The organism is Rhodococcus sp. A14 (assembly GCF_011603105.1).
GTDB lineage: Bacteria > Actinomycetota > Actinomycetes > Mycobacteriales > Mycobacteriaceae > Rhodococcus_F > Rhodococcus_F opacus.
This window is the reverse complement of sequence record NZ_JAAOQS010000034.1, coordinates 14,758-30,736: the sequence shown is the minus strand read 5'-3', so window position 1 is coordinate 30,736 and position 15,979 is coordinate 14,758. Positions and strand designations below refer to the sequence as shown.

Genomic DNA, 15,979 nt, shown 5'->3' with positions numbered 1-15,979 from the left:
AGCTAGAACTCTCCGCCTGGGACCGGGGCGCTCGGGGCCAGTACCGTCCCGTCGGTGAATCGGACGCCGTCGGTGCACCGGCACTCGACCTGTCCGCCACCGAACTGCTCGGCGTGCAGTCGCGCGTACAACCCTTGTCGTGCAAGGAGTTCGGTGTGCGTGCCGCGCTCGATGAGCGTTCCCTCGTCGATCACGAAGATCACGTCGGCGTGCTGAATGGTCGACAGCCGGTGGGCGATCGCAAGGGTGGTGCGTCCGCGCATCACCTCGCCGAGAGCGCGCTGGACGAGGCGCTCGGAGACCGTGTCGAGCGCGGACGTCGCCTCGTCGAGGATCAGTACGCGGGGGTTCTTCAGCAGCACCCGCGCGATGGCCAATCGCTGCTTCTCGCCACCGGACAGGCGAAATCCTCTTTCGCCCACCAGGGTGTCGTATCCGTCGTCGAATCCGAGGATGCGGTCGTGAATGTTGGCGGCCGCGGCGGCGGCCTCCAGTTCGGCATCGGTCGCGTCCGGTTTGGCATATCGAAGGTTGTCGGCGATCGAGGCGTGGAACAGATACGGGTCCTGGGTGACCATTCCGACCGCCTCGGAGAGCGAGCTCATGGTCAGGTCGCGCACGTCGTAGCCGTCGACCCGGACGGCGCCACTGTCGACCTCGTACAGGCGCGGCACGAGGTAGCAGAGCGTGGTCTTGCCTGCGCCGGACGGACCGACGAAGGCGGCGAGCTGACCCGGCTCGATCTCCAGGGACGTGCCCGCGACCGCCCAGCGCCGGCTGCGACGTTCCGCCGGTTCGGTTTCGGGCGCCGCGGCCGGGAACCGCGGCGCGACGGTCGCGACGCCGCGCATGCCGCCCCCGCCGCCGCGACCCAGACTGCGCAGCGCCACCGGGTCGGGATCTGCGGTGGCCAGCCGGACGGGCGCGGGATACGCGAAGTACACGTCGTCCAACTCCACCCGGCCGGGGGAGTCCGCAGGCAACTCGACGGCGTCCGGGCGGTTCACGATCGCGGGCTGCAGGTCGAGGTACTCGAAGATGCGGCGGAACAACGCCATCGACGTCTGGACGTCGAGGGTCACCCGCATGAGCGAGACCAACGGTTGCAGCAATCTGGCCTGCAGGGTCGAGAACGCGACGAGTGTGCCCGCCGAGAGAGCCGCGGAACCGCCGCTGACGAGATACCCCGCCAGCAGGTAGACGAGAGCGGGCGTGATCGCCATGAACGAAGAGACGACGGCGAAGAAGCCCTGACCCGTCATGGCCTGCCGCACCTGAAGCTCGGTCTGCCGCGCGTTCTCGGTCCGATACCGGTCGAGTTCGGTGTCGGCCTGGTTGAACACCTTCGTCAGCAGCACACCCGAGACGCTCAGCGCTTCCTCGGTAATGGCGGTCATGTCCGACAACGACTCCTGCGTCTTGCGCGCCAGAACGCGTCGCCGGGCGCCGACCCGCCGCTGCAGGTAGACGAAGCCGGGAAGCAGTGCGACGGCGAGAAGCGTCAGCTGCCACGACAGCAGCAGCATCGCGATGAGGGACGCCGTGACGGTGACGACGTTCGACAGGATGCTCGACGCCGTGGACGTGAGAACCGACCGCACCCCACCGACGTCGTTGGCCAGCCGCGATTGGATCGAGCCCGTTTTGGTGGACGTGAAGAACGCCAGTTCCATCGTCTCGAGGTGGGCGAACAGACGCTCCCGGAGATCCGCCATCGACAGGTTGCCGACCTTGGTGGTGAGGTAACTCTGGCCGACGCCGATCAACGAACCCGCGAGCGTCACCGCGATCATGGTCACGACCAGCCACAGCAGCAGTGTCAGATGGACACCGCTGTCGTCGGTGGGGAACAGTGCGCGGTCGAACACCGCCTTCGTGAGGAAGGGATTCACGATGCCGAGCAGTGATGAGACGACGATGGCGGCCGCGACGAGCACCAGCCACCCGCGGTACGGACGCAGGAGCACCCAGATGCGGGGGAGCAGCGAAGGCTCGGCGGGTGCCTCCGAAGCCTGCTGTGTGGATGTGGGATCGGTCGCGGGCATCTCCCCATCGTGCCCATCCCCCGCAGTCCTGGCGAGCCGATTCGACGCGGCCCGTCCTGATGCTCCGGTCCGGTGGTTACGGTAGGTCCCCCTGCTCGGGGATGCAGAGTTCGTCTCGCACCGCGGAGAGGAAGTCGTCCTGGGCGCTCATCCCGGCCTGGAAGTGGTCGGCGAACTGTTGTTGGCGGGTGGACAGGGTGTCCGCCGAAACGACGTCATCCGTCGCGAAGTCGGTGCTCAGCCAGCCGATGGTCTCGGATCCAGCCAGATACTCGACCACCATTCGCCGTGCCGATTCCACGACCGGTTCGGATCCGATCAACTCCACCGCCGTGAACTTCGAGACGAGGACGATGTTCTGTTGCGGTAGCGGACGGAGGACATCGGCGATCATGGTCAGGAGATCGGTTCCGTCGAAATGGTCGAAGGCCACCGAGACGGAACCCGAGGTGATACGCACCTCGTTGGCGGCGGTCAGGAGTTCCGAGTAGATCTGCTGCCGCTGCGTTCGCAGGAACTCGTTCGACGATTGGTTCACCGTCGCCTCCACCTGATTCGACGTGTTCAGCAAGGTGAACACGCCTCCGCACACGGAACCGATCAGGGTGCCGACGACGGCCATCGAGGCCACGAGCATGCTGATCCGAAACTCGTTGCGCCGCCCGTCCATTCGATCGACGGGTTTCACGCCCTCACGCTCGTTCATCGTCCTGCTCCTTCGGCCCACCACGGGTTTCCTCCGACTTTCCCGTACGGTCGGCGTCTCGTCGCGCGTAGTCGACTACTCAGGTTGTGACACCCCGTCGAGGAGCAGGGTGTCGTCGCTGTCGGGCACGTCCGTCGACGGCGGTTCCTGCCGGGCAGCCACCTCTTCCTGCCTGCGGCGGGCGATCTCACTGCGGATCTGATCGGTCATCTTGCGAGTGGCGGTCTGGATCAGCCGGCCCCGCGGATTGTCCGGCAACCCCTCCCGCGGCCAGTGCCGGGCCGCCGCGAGCAGCGCCTCCTGCACCGCGTCCTCGGATCCCTCGAAATCACCGGACCTCCGCACGAGCGCACCGAGGACCTGCGGCGCGAGTTCGCGCAGCAGGCCCTCGATTTCGGCGTCGGTTCTCACAGATCGGTGTCGGGTGCGCCCATCACCTGACGCACCTCGATCGGATGCTGGATCGGCACCCCGTCCGGACCCGGTGCCGCCGACGTCTGAGCGGCGATCTCCAGCGCCCGCTCCTCCGATTCGACGTCGACCATGCGGTACCCGGCGAGCAGTTCCTTCGATTCGGGGAACGGTCCGTCGGTCACCACCGGAGCGCCCTTGCCGTCGAACGTGACACGTTTCGCGACGTCCGGTCCGGCGATCCCCTGAGCGTCGACGAGTTCCCCCCTGGCGACGAGCTCCGCGTTGAGATCCTGCTGGAACCGGATGTGCGCCTGCGCGTCCTCGGGGTCTCGACATACTTCGGGAACCTTTCGAGGAAATCTCTCTCAGCGGTGCCCGGCGTGCAGACAGTCCTCGAACAAAGTGCGCACCTCGTCGACGTGCCGGTCGAGATCCGCCAGGTCCCAGCCGACGGTCGGCACGGGTGCGAGGACGTCGACGTCGACCGTGCCGGGGTGCGCGACCAGCGAGTTCCGCCACATCCGTTCGCCCGCGTTGTGGATGACGATCGGCACGATCGGCACGCCCGCCTGCATCGCCAGGTGGAATCCGCCCTTCTTGAACCTGCCGAGGCGCGGAGTCGGCGAGCGGGTGCCCTCGGGGGCGATCGCGATGGAGATGCCGGACTGCAGTTTCTCCACCGCCGGGCGGAGGGCCGCCCTCGCCTTCGTGCTGTCCGCCCTGTCGATGTACGCGACGTCGAGCAGAGCCCCCACGGGAATGAACCGGGGATCCCGCGCGGCCTCCTTCTTCGCGACGCCGGTGACATCGCGCCGGATGACGCTGCCGATCACCAGCATGTCGAGCGAACTCTGGTGATTGAACATGAAGACCGCGGGCCTGGCCGACCACGCGTTCTCCTTGCCCTTGATGCGCACGTTGATCCCACAGATAGCGAGCGCGAGATCCGGGCCGAAGCTGCCGACCAGGTTGGCGCCCGTCTGCCGGTTCTGGGTGAGCAGGCCGGCGGAGACACCGAACGCGGCCGCCCCCATCAGAGCGCCGATCGCGGTGGTGGTGCGGGCGATGGACATCGGGTCGGCGCCGCTCTCCGGAGGTCGCAGATTCACCGACGGCCACCCGTTCTGCCGCGCGGTCGCTGCCAGCTTGCGGTCGGGATTCAGTGCCACGGGATGTCCCACCGACTTCAGCATCGGAACATCTTCTGCGCCGTTGGAGTACGCGAAGCTGTCACCCAGATCCGCTCCGTGCTGGTCGGCGTACTCGCGCAGTGCCTCGGCCTTGGCGGGACCCCACAGCGGCGGCGATTCGAGCTTCCCGGTGAGCATTCCGTCCAGAACCGCGGGCCGGGTACACAGCACGTCCTCGGCGTCGATGTCGAGGTCCGCGGCCACCGACAGTGCCTGATAGGGGGTGGCGGAGGTGGCCATCACCACCCGGTGACCGGCGTGCCGGTGCGCGGCGAGCAGTCCGCGGACCTCCGAGAAGATCATCCTCGCGATCTCCTGGCGGAACAGCCGCTGCCCCCACTCCTGCATCTCGTCCTCCATGCGCCCGGCCAGGCTCTGCACACCGATGCGCATCAGGTTGCCGACATCGGCACCCCGGAAGCGGGTCTCCACCGCGGCGCCCGTGGTACGCAGAAGCTCGGCCACGCTGATGTCGAAGCGACGCAGGCGATCCCGATAGACGACGCTCGCGGAGTACCCGCTGATCAAGGTGCCGTCCAGATCGAACGCGGCGAGGGTGCCCGGGCCGGGAACGGCGGCCGCGATGTCGTCGTGGAGACTGCGGAGATCGCTCATCTACTCACCTACCACCCATCTGGTCGAGATTCTCGTGCGCGATGGCCCGGATGCGCAGCACCCGATCGATCAGGGTCTGGAGTTCGGCCTCGAACTCGACCCGCCGGGCCGCCATGTTCTCGGCATTCGGTTCGACCAGGCCCCGGTTTCGTGCCAGCTTGAGCGCGGTCGTGAAGAGCTCGGCCGAAATCGACTCGCTGCTCCCGATCTGCTGCCGGAGACGTCGCTGCTCGGCGAGCGCGAGGCACGACGTCATGAAGGCCTTCTCGTCGAACTTCCGATCCACCGGAGTCCGGAGCAACTGGCCCGCGACCACGGCGTACGCCTCCAGGAACGGCTGCAGAACCCGATGTGCCAGATGAATACGCATCCCGGACAACAGGTTCGCGGCGTGCTGCGGGTCACCCAGATTCGACTCCCACGCCGGGTCGATGAGATCCAGTTCGGCCCGCAGTTCCTTCCGGAAGCTGTCTTTCTCGCTGAAGAAGAATTCGAACTTGAGGAGATCGCGAATGCGCAGTGCCGCATCCCATCCGTCGTTCAGCGGATCGGTGAACTGCTGATCGGCGGCCGCTCGCAGCACCATCTCCGCGATCGCCCGCATCACCAGGAAGTGAATCGTGTTGTTGCGGTAGAATGCTGCCACGAGATGCTGATCCCGGCCGAGGTAGAACACCCGCTCGCTGCCCTGATCGAAACTCCGCAGCACCCCGGAATCGAGGTGGGTCCGCACCGCCTTGCGGATCACCTCGGGGTGGGTCAGGTCCACATCGCCCGCGGTCGGCAACGAGCGCGCGGTGATGTAGTCGACGAGCGGCCCGAGGATCCCGCCGACCTCGGCGACGGTGAGCGCGCGGTCCTCGATGCCGAGAAACGCGAGCATCACGAGCGACGACGCGGTGACGGGTGTGACCTCGTTGATGCGGTGACACACCTCGAACGCCGTCTTCTGCACCGCCAGCCGCAGGTCGTCCTCCTGGCCGAGGTAGTCCGCCAGCGACATCGGCCTGCCGACGTTGACGTGCGCGACACCGTGCCGTTGACCCTGCGCCCGAACGTATCCGAAGAGCCAGCGCAGGCTCTCCTTGCTCTTCGCCTGGCCGTGCGCCTCCGCCGCCATCGCTCCGACTTCGTACAGCTGGTCGTAGGTCAATGACACAGGCACCAGGTACACGTCCGACATCCCGCTGTCCTGGAAGGCCTTCGCGAGGTAGTTGAGCAGACCGAACCGCGGCGGCCGCAACTTCCCGGTGCGGCTGCGCCCGCCCTCGATGTACCACTCGAGGTTGAACCGCTTGGTGAGCAGGTAACGCATGTACTCGCGGAGCGTCCACTTGTAGATCTCGTCGCCGTCGAACTTCCGGCGAATGAACACGGTGCCGCTGCGCTTGCCGATCGGTCCGATCGGCCAGAAATTGATGTTCAGACCGCCCATCACATGGTTGAGCGGAAGGTCGTTCGCGAGCAGCGCCGGGCGCAACACCAGCGGGTCGAGGTACGAGCGGTGGCTGGGCAGGAACACCAGGGAATGTTCCTTGTTCAGCTCCCGCAGCTCGTCGAGCCGGGTGGTGTCGACGTCGAGGCGGTAGGCGCGGGAGAAGTAGCGGCCCAACTGGTCCCACAGCGCGATGGCGCGCCTGCTCTGCGCGGCGACCATCTCGTCCAGTGCCCCACGGGCCCGGCGATCCACCTCGGCGACGGGGACGTTCAACTTCGCGGACAGCTCCCGGGTGCCGTCGTGGTATCGGCTGGCGTCGGTGATCTCGTCGACGACGAACCTCGACACCTTGTACTGCGTACCCAGCAGGGTGCGCTCGGCCCGCTCGAGGGTCAGCGCGGCCTGGCGGCGGATGAAATCCGGAAGCGACCCACCGCCGTTCTCGGCGAGCCGCCGTTCGAGGTCGCTGAGCGGAGCCGGATCGCCTTCCAGAACCTGGCACCGGGCCGGGTCGTCGCGCATCACCCGGCGCTGCATGTTCTGGCCGGGGTGCAGCGGATCACGCAGCGACAACGTCTCCCGGAATCGTTGCGCGCCGTCCGGATGGGTCTCCTTCGGCAGCCACACCACCCGGAGCGGGGTGAGCAGCGGATCATCCTTCCGGCGCACGAGATCGGCGAGGGCCTGGTCGGTGACGCGGACGGTCGGAGGCGGCTGACCGGAGTCGTTCGCCTGTCGCTCCAGCCACGTGCGCAGAACGTCGTCCTCCATGTCGCTCATCGTCTCGATGAGGTAGACCCGCGGCCGTGTCCTCTGCTCGTCCATCACGCCAGCCTTTCCTTTCACCCGCGGCCCAGTTCGACGATCTCGTCGAGACTCTCCTGCAGGCACGACATGAACCGCGCCGGCTCGGTGACGGCGGCGGTGTCGAGATTGACGCCGATGCAACACGTGCCGACGTGGGAGACGAGGGTGGCCATGACCGCGCAGCCGGGGGCCGGGCCGAACGGGAACATCCGCTCGATCCGGGCACCCGCGAGGTACACGGGCACGGGGACACCGGCGACGTTGCTGGCCTGTAGATCGAGTCCCGTCGACTGCGAGAGGTACCAGTTCGCCAGCACCACCGTCGGAAGCCGGACCAGGAGCGGGGCGGCCGAATCCAGCAGTCCGAGTGCGGGTTCCTGGCGCAGCCCCAGGATGATCGCGCGCACCTTCTCGATCCGCGCGACGGGGTCGCGCTCACCGACCGGTCCGGCGAATCGGGCCGCGGCGAACCGGTTGCCACCCGTGGGATCCGACGCCGAACGCATGCTCACCGGCATGCCCACCGGAATCGTCTCGAGGTCGTGGCCGAACGATTCGTGGTAGCGGCGGAACCCGCCCAACAGGGCCGCCACGTACGCGTCGTTCAACGACCCGCCGGCGACGTGAGCGGCGGAACGCAGTTCGTCGACACTCACCTCGAGCACCCCGAACCAGCGTCCCAGTCCGCGGTCGCGGAGCAGGTCCGAACCCGTGGTCGGGGGAGGGGTCACCACCCTGCGGATGGAGTTCGCGTAACCGGCAACCTCCGTGACACTGCCCACCGGATCGCCGACGACGGTCATCGCCGTCCGCACCGCGCCCCGGATCAGGCCGCCGAGACGACCGGGGGCGCTGCGCACGTTGTCGAGTGCCTGCTCGAACAGGGCGCCGCCGCCCGACATCTGCTCCGGTAACGGCGCAGGGCGATCCGGTTTGTCCGGCGACGGTTCGGGGCGCCTGCTGTGCAGCAGCGTCATCAACTGGATGCCGCCGAGACCGTCCGTGATGCTGTGGTGCGTCTTCACCACGTAGACGGCGCGGCCGTCGTCGAGTCCCTCGATGAGCATCGCGCTCCACGGCGGCCGGGCGCGGTCGAACGGCTCGGTCGCCATGTGCCTGCACATCCGCAGCGCGTGGTCGAACGTCGCCGGCTCCGGCAGGCGCACCCGCGACAGGTGATAGTCGAGATCGAACTCGGGGTCGACCGACCACATCGGGTTGCCCAGCCGCAACGTCGGCTCCACCACCCGCATCCGAATGCGCGGCACCATGTGCGACGCCCATTCGTGGGCGCGCACCAGCCGGTCCCAGTCCGGCGGCTTGTCGAGCACGTCGACCGCGACGATCGGTGAGCGCAGCTTCGGCTGCACCTCCTCCATCCGCCACATCCCGGTCTCGAAGTCGGACATCGTGCGGTCCGCTCCCCAGGCGACGTCGGAGAAATCCACGTCGACGGCACTCGGCGGTATCAGAGGTTCGCCGTCGGCCATGCCCACCCTCATTCGGTTGCTCGAGTTGCCCTCAGCTGCTGCTTTTCCAGTGTGGACCCGCCCCGCAGATCGCGTCCCTGGTTCCGGCGGATTACGCACCGGACTTTCTGTCCAAGGTGAGGACGTGCCGACTCTCCACCACGCGACGCTCGACAGGATCGACCCGGCCACGCTCTACCGGATCATGGTGCTGCGGACCGACGTGTTCGTCTTCGAACAGGGCATCGTGTCGGAACCCGAACTCGACGGACGCGACCTCGAACCGACACTGCATCTCGGACGGGTCGCCACCGCCGCCCCCGCCCCCGCCCGGGGGCGGGGGCTCGCGGGACAACTGCTCGAAGCCGTGTTCGAGGCGTTCCCGGCACCCATCGAGATCTCCGCCCAGGCCTACCTCGAAAACTGGTACGGCCGTTACGGTTTTCGCAGAACCGGTGAGAACTACCTCGAGGCGGGTATCGACCACCTGCCGATGAGGCGCTCCGCGCCCGTGCGTGGTTGACGAGTCTCCGGACTCCTTCATCACTCACGGAGTTGTCGTAGGCTGCCGACATGGCGAAAAGCTTCGAATACTCCGAACAGATCGCGTACCCCCTCGACCGGGTGCACGCGACGGTGACGGATCGGGCGTTCTGGCAGCATCGGTTCGAAGAGGCGCCGGGGAAACTCACCCTCGACGACAGCCGCGGCCCCGGCACCCTGACGGCGACGATGCGCGACACCATCGGCGCGTCGTCCCTCCCCGGGCTGGTCCGCAAAGTCGTCTCGGGTGAACTGAGGGTCGAGCGTGCCGACGAATGGGGTGCACTCGACGGTGACCGCGCCGACGGCCGGATCAGTGGCAGCTCCACCGGGATCCCGGTGAAGATCGAGTGCACGTCGGTGCTCCGCGCGTCGGTCGACGTCACCGTCCTGGATGTCGCCGGATCGGTGCATGTCAAGATTCCGCTCGTCGGCGGACAGATCGAGTCCCTCGTCAGGAAGCTGGTCGGCGACATGGTCGGGCAGGACCGCGACGCGATCGAGAAGTGGCTCGGCGACAGCTGACGCTCACACCCCGGACGCCGGGTCGTCGAGTTCGACGTCCAGCGTGCGGGCACCCGGTCCCGCCGTGCCCAGCCGGTCGTGGGTGTTGACGATCGCGCAACTCCCGAGCGACAGGCACCCGCAGCCGATGCAGCCGGTCAGGTTGTCGCGGAGCCGGATCAACTGCTCGATCCGCTGATCCAGATCCGCGTGCCACCGCGTCGAGAGCTTCTCCCAGTCCTTCCGGTTCGGCGTGCGGCCCTCGGGAAGGGTCCCGAGGGCGTCCCGGATCTCGGCCAGCGGAATCCCGACCCGCTGGGCGATGCGGATGAACGCGACCCGCCGCAGCGTGTCCCTGCGATAGCGACGCTGATTGCCGGACGTCCGCCTGCTGGTGATCAGCCCCTCGCGCTCGTAGAAGTGCAACGCCGACACCGCCACGCCACTGCGCTCCGACAGCTGTCCCGGCGTCAGTTCCTTGGCTCTCCACTCGGGCATCTCCACGACAGGCAACCTTTCACGCGGTTACCTGAACAATACTCGAGGTCAGTCGCGGCGGAGATGTCCGTGCAGGTGGTGCGTGAGCGGAGTCAGGTCGTGCGCCATCCACAGGTCGTACGTGAGGTCGCCGCCGCGCACCGACAACTGTCGCCGGATGCTGTGCACCGGTTTCGCGTCCGGCGACGCGCTCAGCGCCACCATCGACAACTCGATGGTCCCCTCCCGGATCTGACCACGGTGGATCTCGGTGAATCCGGTCGGCTGGGCCACGAGCAGTTCCGCCTCGTCCTCGGCGACGAGCCGCAGGAACCCGGACTCCGAGTGCAGCGGCCGCCCGCTGCCCGCCTCCCGTGTCCGAGACCGGTACGCCAGGAACGGTTTACCGGTGGGGGCGAATTCGATCTCCTCGGTGTACGCGAAGTTGTCGATCGTCGGGTACGCGCCCTCGCCCTCGCCGCGCCACAGACCGGCGAACGGTGCCAGGGCGGAGGGAACGGACGGAAGTGGGGGCGTGTTCGCAGACGAACTCGCCGCCGCATCCGAGTGCGCCGGCGAGAGAGTCGAGTTCTCGTCCATGAGATACCTCCGCCGTTTCACGGTACTCGCCTGCGGCGCCGAGGGACACGGTCGGCCGCGAAGTGTTTGAGCGTGCCTGCCGGGCCCGCCGGCATTACCGTCTAGACATGAACGCGTCCGGTTCTGCACCGCTGGGGGCCAACTCCGAAGTCGGGCAGCTGCGTGCCGTCCTCCTGCACCGGCCCGGGGACGAACTGAAGCGGCTCACGCCCCGCAACAACGACCAACTGCTCTTCGACGGACTGCCCTGGGTGGACCGCGCGCAGGAAGAGCACGACGCGTTCGCAGACCTCCTGCGCTGCCGCGGCGTCGAGGTCCTGCTGCTGTCCGACCTGCTCACCGAGACACTCGGCGCCAGCGGCGCCGCCCGCATACAGGGCATCGGCGCAGCCGTCGACCCGCGCAAACTCGGGCACACCCTGGCGCAGGAACTGGCCGCGCACCTCCGCGGTGTCCCGGCCCCCGAACTCTCCACCATCCTCACCGCGGGGATGACCTTCGACGAACTGCCCGTCGCGGCCAACACGGCGTCGCTGGTCCGGCGCATGCACCACGGCGGCGACTTCGTCATCGACCCGCTGCCCAACCTGCTGTTCACCCGGGACTCGTCGTTCTGGATCGGACCCCGCGTGGCGATCACGTCCCTCGCCCTGCCCGCCCGCGTCCGCGAGACGTCCCTCACCGACATCATCTACGCCCATCACCCGCGTTTCCGTGGCGCCCGGCGCGCCTACGAATCCCACACGGCTCCCGTCGAAGGCGGCGACGTCCTGCTCCTCGCACCGGGAGTCGTCGCCGTCGGAGTGGGGGAGCGCACCACGCCGGCAGGCGCCGAGGCGTTGGCGCGCAGCGTCTTCGAGGACGAACTGGCACACACCGTGCTGGTGGTCCCCATCGCGCAGGCCAGGGCGTCGATGCACCTCGACACCGTCTGCACGATGGTCGACCACGACGCCGTCGTGATGTACCCGATCATTCAGGACACGCTGTCGGCGTTCACCATTCACCGCGAGGACAAGGGCGTGTCGATCCGCGGAGCGGACCCGTTCCTGGCCGCCGCCGCCGAGGCCATGGGCATCGGCAAACTGCGCGTCATCGACACCGGACTCGACAACGTCACCGCCGAACGCGAGCAATGGGACGACGGAAACAACACGCTCGCACTCGCACCCGGCGTCGTCGTCGCGTACGAACGGAACGTCGAGACCAACGCCCGGCTCGAGGCGTCGGGAATCGAGGTACTGCGGATCGCCGGTTCCGAACTCGGGTCGGGCCGCGGCGGACCCCGCTGCATGTCCTGTCCGGTGGCCCGCGACCCGCTGTAGGCGGCTCCGCCGCCCGTGCGCCTTTCTGGTAGTCGGAGCAACCAGAAAGGCGCACGGGCGCGCAGCGCCTAGAGGACCTCGCGGACCTTCTCGGCCGGGCGGGCGAGGACGGTGCCCTTGTCCGTCACGACGATCGGTCGCTCGATGAGGATGGGGTTGTCCACCATCGCTTCCAGCAGTTCGTCCTCGGACGCCTCGGCGAGCGCGAGCTCCTTGAAGACGGCCTCCTTCTTACGGATCGCCTCGCTCGGCTTCAGCCCGGCGTCGTCGAGAAGTTTGCGCAGCCCGTCCCGCGAGGGCGGGGTCTCGAGGTACTTCACGACGGTCGGCTCGATGCCCGCGTCCCGGATCAGTCCGAGGACGGTGCGGGACGTGTTGCATCGCTGGTTGTGGTAGATGGTCGCGGTGTTCGCCATACCCGACATTCTGCACCGGGGAACAAACCCGCCCGCAGGGAGCGCTGAAGGAGAGGAGTAACTAGTGAATAGTCGACGAAAGAGGGAGATCGATCATGGCCGAGCACAGGGACGCGACTCCGCGGCGCATCGTCATTGCGGGTGGACACGGGAAAATCGCCCGTCACCTCATCAAGATTCTCACCGCGCGCGGTGACCGAGCGGTCGCGCTGATCCGCAACCCCGATCACGAGCACGAGGTGGCGGCGCTCGGCGCCGAACCGGTGGTGATCGATCTGGAGACGGCGAGCGCGGACGACGTGGCGAAGACGCTCGTCGGTGCGGACGCCGCTGTCTTCGCCGCAGGCGCAGGCCCGGGCAGCGGTATCGCCCGCAAGGACACCGTCGATCGCGGGGCCGCGGTTCTCCTCGCGGACGCCGCCGAGAAGGCGGGAACGCGGCGATTCGTCCAGATCAGTTCGTTCGGGGCGGGGGAGCCGATCCCCGAGGGCACCGACGACGTGTTCGCGGCCTACCTCGTCGCGAAGACGGCCGCCGAGGAAGACCTGCGCGCCCGGACCCACCTCGATTGGACGATTCTCCGCCCGGGCGGTCTGCTCGACGACGACCCGACGGGTCACGTCACGCTCACTGCGCCGCCCCTCGAGCGTGGCACCGTCCCGCGCGCCGACGTCGCCGCAGTGATCGCGGCGCTTCTGGATCACCCGGAGACTGCGAAGAAGACGCTCATGCTGACGTCCGGTCCGACGCCGATCGAGGAGGCCGTCGCCGCGGTGTGAGCATTGCGGCGCCGCAACCGCGCAACTACGGTCTGATACAACGTGTGGAACAACGGAGGTGGCGCCGGCCGTGGACATCGACATCGATCCGGATTCGTCGACCGCCCCGTTCGACCAGTTGCGATTGCAGATCATCGAGCAGGTGCGCAGTGGGCAGCTGATCGCGGGAACGAAGATCCCCACAGTCCGCGCGCTCGCCGTCGAGGTGGGTCTCGCACCGAACACGGTCGCCAAGGCGTACCGGGAACTCGGCGAGCAGGGTGTCATCGAAACCCGGGGCAAGCAGGGCACGTTCATCGCGAGCGGCGGTGACCCCATTCGCGCCCGGGCCGAGAAGGCCGCAACAGGGTATGTGCAGGAACTGCGGAAGCTGGGGGTGTCCGACGAGGAGATCCTCGGCTTCGTGCAGTCCGCTCTCCGCGGCGCCGAATGAGGTCGGTGCCGTCTCCAGAAGGTGTGACCCCAGAAAGGTAGACGCTCGGTATGGCTTCCGCACTCTTCCGCGACCTCGCACTACTGATTGCCCGGATCGGACTCGGCGTCGTCTTCGTCGCGCACGGCTGGCAGAAGTTCTTCGACTACGGAGTGAAGGCCACACAGGCGTCGTTCGCCGACATGGGCGTCCCACTGCCCGACATTTCGGCTGTTGCGGCCGCCACTATTGAACTCGCGGGTGGATTTGCTCTCATCGTGGGAGTGGCCACGCCGATCGCCGGAATCCTGCTGTTTCTCGACATGCTCGGAGCGCTGATTCTGGTGCACGCGGACAAGGGTGTCTTCGTCGCGAACGGCGGGTACGAACTCGTCGTCGCACTCGGCGTCGGGTCGCTACTTCTCGCCGTGATCGGTGCCGGACGCCTCAGCATCGACGGGCTTCTCGGAAGAGGCTCGGGATGGGGAAAAACCGCAGCGTAACGATGCCGTAGGCTGGGTCTCGATTCGGTGTGAAGCGATGGGCTAGCTTGCTTTTACCATCGAAAATGACCAACGTAGTTGTTCATGGCAATGAATACGGATCTGCCTGATCAAGGTTCCGAGACCGCCGACGCGAGCGTCGGCGGAGGGCTTAAACGGGTCGGTGTTCGCACCGACCGCGTCGTGTTCTCCGCCGCTGCCGCCGCGGTCTCGGCAATCGTCGTCTGGGGGCTCGTGGCCCCCGACAATCTCGACTCCACGACCGGCAAGGCACTCGACTGGCTGGTCACCGACATGGGCTGGTTGTTCGTCCTGTCGGCGAGCGGGTTCGTCCTCTTCTCACTGTGGCTCGCGTTCAGCAAGTTCGGTCACATCCCGCTCGGAAAGGACGGCGAGCAGCCCGAGTTCCGGACGGTCAGCTGGATCGCGATGATGTTCAGCGCCGGCATGGGCATCGGACTGATGTTCTTCGGTGTCGCCGAACCGCTCGCGCACTACGTGACACCCCCTCCGGGTTCCAACGGTGGCATCGGAACTGCGATGGCCACCACCATGTTCCACTGGAGCCTGCACCCCTGGGCGATGTACGCGGTTGTCGGACTGTCGATCGCGTACGGCTCGTACCGCAAGGGTCGCAAGCAGCTGTTCAGCTCCGCCTTCATCCCGCTGCTCGGCCGTCGCGCCGAGGGGCCGATCGGCAAGTTCATCGACGTTCTCGCGATCTTCGCGACGCTGTTCGGCACCGCCGCTTCGCTGGGCCTCGGCGCACTACAGATCGGGTCCGGTTTCCAGGTTGTCGGGTGGATGTCGGAGGTCAGCACGTTTCTGCTGGTCGCGATCGTCGCCCTGCTGACCCTCGCGTTCGTGGCATCCGCTGTGTCGGGTGTCGCGAAGGGAATTCAGTGGCTCTCCAACACCAACATGGTGCTCGCCGTCATCCTGGCCCTCTTCGTGTTCGTCGTGGGGCCGACGGTCCTGATCCTCAACCTGCTGCCCACCACGATCGGCGCCTACGCCGCGCAGCTCGCGCAGATGTCGGCCCGCACCGGAGCGTCGTCCGATCCGGCGACCGGCGAATGGTTGTCCTCGTGGACCATCTTCTACTGGGCGTGGTGGATCTCCTGGACCCCGTTCGTCGGCATGTTCCTGGCACGCATCAGCCGTGGCCGGACCATCCGCCAGTTCGTGGTCGGCGTGATCGTGGTGCCGAGCGCCGTGAGCCTCGTGTGGTTCGCGATCTTCGGTGGTGCCGGAATCAGCGAGCAGCGTGACGGAATCGACCTCGCCGGACAGGACACCCAGGAGGGTCAGCTGTTCGGCATGCTCAATCACCTGCCGCTCACCGGCATCACGACCGTCCTGGTGATGATCCTCGTGGGGATCTTCTTCGTCTCCGGCGCCGACGCCGCATCGATGGTGATGGGCACCCTGTCGCAGCGCGGTTCGCTGGAACCGCAGCGCTGGGTGGTCGTGTTCTGGGGTGTGCTCACCGGAGGCGTGGCCGCGCTCATCCTGTGGACCGGCGGCGACACCGCGCTGGACGGACTGCAGACGATGACGATCATCGCCGCGGCGCCGTTCGTCCTCGTGATGATCGGGTTGTGTTTCTCGCTCTACAAGGATCTGTCACGCGACCAGATGATCGTCGACGGCCGGGAGATGCGGAGAGAGATGCGGAGAGTGGCGGCCAAACGTCGTCGCGACCGGATCTCGTCCCGCTAGAGAAACAGTCTGCG

The 15,979-nt window shown here is 67.3% G+C and carries 16 protein-coding genes and 1 pseudogene; 7 read left to right on the top strand and 10 right to left on the bottom strand.

Features of this window, described 5'->3' with window-relative positions:
* Nucleotides 1–2: 2 nt before the first annotated feature.
* From G9373_RS19355 to G9373_RS19325, 7 genes and pseudogenes are all read right to left on the bottom strand, one after another.
* Complete coding sequence (locus tag G9373_RS19355; protein WP_167116225.1) at nt 3–2,045, bottom strand: ABC transporter ATP-binding protein; 2,043 nt, start codon at nt 2,043–2,045, stop codon at nt 3–5.
* A gap of 76 nt (nt 2,046–2,121) precedes the next feature.
* Nucleotides 2,122–2,751, bottom strand: coding sequence for a hypothetical protein (locus G9373_RS19350; RefSeq protein WP_167116222.1), 630 nt, complete (start codon nt 2,749–2,751; stop codon nt 2,122–2,124).
* Between the two features lie 75 nt (nt 2,752–2,826).
* Entirely contained in the window at nt 2,827–3,162 is a 336-nt protein-coding gene (locus G9373_RS19345) for a sigma factor (RefSeq protein ID WP_346842836.1), read from the bottom strand.
* A pseudogene (locus G9373_RS19340) lies at nt 3,159–3,491 on the bottom strand (YciI family protein); the annotation flags it as partial. The gene G9373_RS19345 and the pseudogene G9373_RS19340, both read right to left, overlap by 4 nt.
* A 39-nt stretch (nt 3,492–3,530) precedes the next feature.
* Entirely contained in the window at nt 3,531–4,970 is a 1,440-nt protein-coding gene (locus G9373_RS19335) for an HAD-IB family hydrolase (protein WP_054248090.1), read from the bottom strand.
* A 4-nt stretch (nt 4,971–4,974) separates the two neighbouring features.
* Nucleotides 4,975–7,233 carry a glycerol-3-phosphate 1-O-acyltransferase gene (locus G9373_RS19330; RefSeq protein ID WP_167116283.1) on the bottom strand — a complete coding sequence of 753 codons (2,259 nt, stop codon included), beginning with the start codon at nt 7,231–7,233 and terminating at the stop codon, nt 4,975–4,977.
* Between the two features lie 17 nt (nt 7,234–7,250).
* Complete coding sequence (locus G9373_RS19325) at nt 7,251–8,705, bottom strand: wax ester/triacylglycerol synthase domain-containing protein (protein WP_054248092.1); 1,455 nt, start codon at nt 8,703–8,705, stop codon at nt 7,251–7,253.
* 124 nt (nt 8,706–8,829) lie between these two features.
* Between G9373_RS19325 and G9373_RS19320 the strand changes: the two genes are divergently transcribed.
* A complete protein-coding gene (locus tag G9373_RS19320) occupies nt 8,830–9,207 on the top strand; it encodes a GNAT family N-acetyltransferase (protein ID WP_167116219.1) in 378 nt (125 codons plus the stop codon).
* A 50-nt stretch (nt 9,208–9,257) separates the two neighbouring features.
* Nucleotides 9,258–9,752: a DUF2505 domain-containing protein gene (locus tag G9373_RS19315; protein ID WP_167116216.1), complete on the top strand. Its 495-nt coding sequence runs from the start codon at nt 9,258–9,260 to the stop codon at nt 9,750–9,752.
* 3 nt (nt 9,753–9,755) lie between these two features.
* Here the strand turns inward: G9373_RS19315 and soxR are convergent, their stop codons facing one another.
* Both soxR and G9373_RS19305 read right to left on the bottom strand, forming a co-directional pair.
* Entirely contained in the window at nt 9,756–10,235 is a 480-nt protein-coding gene (gene soxR, locus G9373_RS19310) for a redox-sensitive transcriptional activator SoxR (protein WP_005563077.1), read from the bottom strand.
* Between the two features lie 42 nt (nt 10,236–10,277).
* On the bottom strand, nt 10,278–10,808 hold the full coding sequence (locus G9373_RS19305) for an FABP family protein (protein ID WP_065490011.1): 531 nt from the start codon (nt 10,806–10,808) through the stop codon (nt 10,278–10,280).
* 107 nt (nt 10,809–10,915) lie between these two features.
* Here G9373_RS19305 and G9373_RS19300 point away from each other — a divergent pair, with 107 nt between their 5' ends.
* Nucleotides 10,916–12,133, top strand: coding sequence for an arginine deiminase (locus tag G9373_RS19300; RefSeq protein WP_005563072.1), 1,218 nt, complete (start codon nt 10,916–10,918; stop codon nt 12,131–12,133).
* A 68-nt stretch (nt 12,134–12,201) separates the two neighbouring features.
* Here G9373_RS19300 and arsC read toward each other — a convergent pair whose 3' ends face one another.
* A complete protein-coding gene (gene arsC / locus G9373_RS19295) occupies nt 12,202–12,558 on the bottom strand; it encodes an arsenate reductase (glutaredoxin) (protein WP_005238721.1) in 357 nt (118 codons plus the stop codon).
* Nucleotides 12,559–12,644: 86 nt separating this feature from the next.
* On the opposite strand from arsC, the gene G9373_RS19290 reads away from it, so the two are divergent.
* The 4 genes from G9373_RS19290 (at nt 12,645) to G9373_RS19275 (ending at nt 15,965) form a co-directional block, all read left to right on the top strand.
* A complete protein-coding gene (locus tag G9373_RS19290; protein ID WP_167116213.1) occupies nt 12,645–13,328 on the top strand; it encodes an SDR family oxidoreductase in 684 nt (227 codons plus the stop codon).
* Between the two features lie 58 nt (nt 13,329–13,386).
* Nucleotides 13,387–13,761, top strand: coding sequence for a GntR family transcriptional regulator (locus G9373_RS19285; protein WP_005563062.1), 375 nt, complete (start codon nt 13,387–13,389; stop codon nt 13,759–13,761).
* A gap of 50 nt (nt 13,762–13,811) precedes the next feature.
* Nucleotides 13,812–14,243, top strand: coding sequence for a DoxX family protein (locus G9373_RS19280; RefSeq protein ID WP_011597793.1), 432 nt, complete (start codon nt 13,812–13,814; stop codon nt 14,241–14,243).
* An 84-nt stretch (nt 14,244–14,327) separates the two neighbouring features.
* Entirely contained in the window at nt 14,328–15,965 is a 1,638-nt protein-coding gene (locus G9373_RS19275; RefSeq protein WP_164059226.1) for a BCCT family transporter, read from the top strand.
* Nucleotides 15,966–15,979 lie beyond the last annotated feature (14 nt).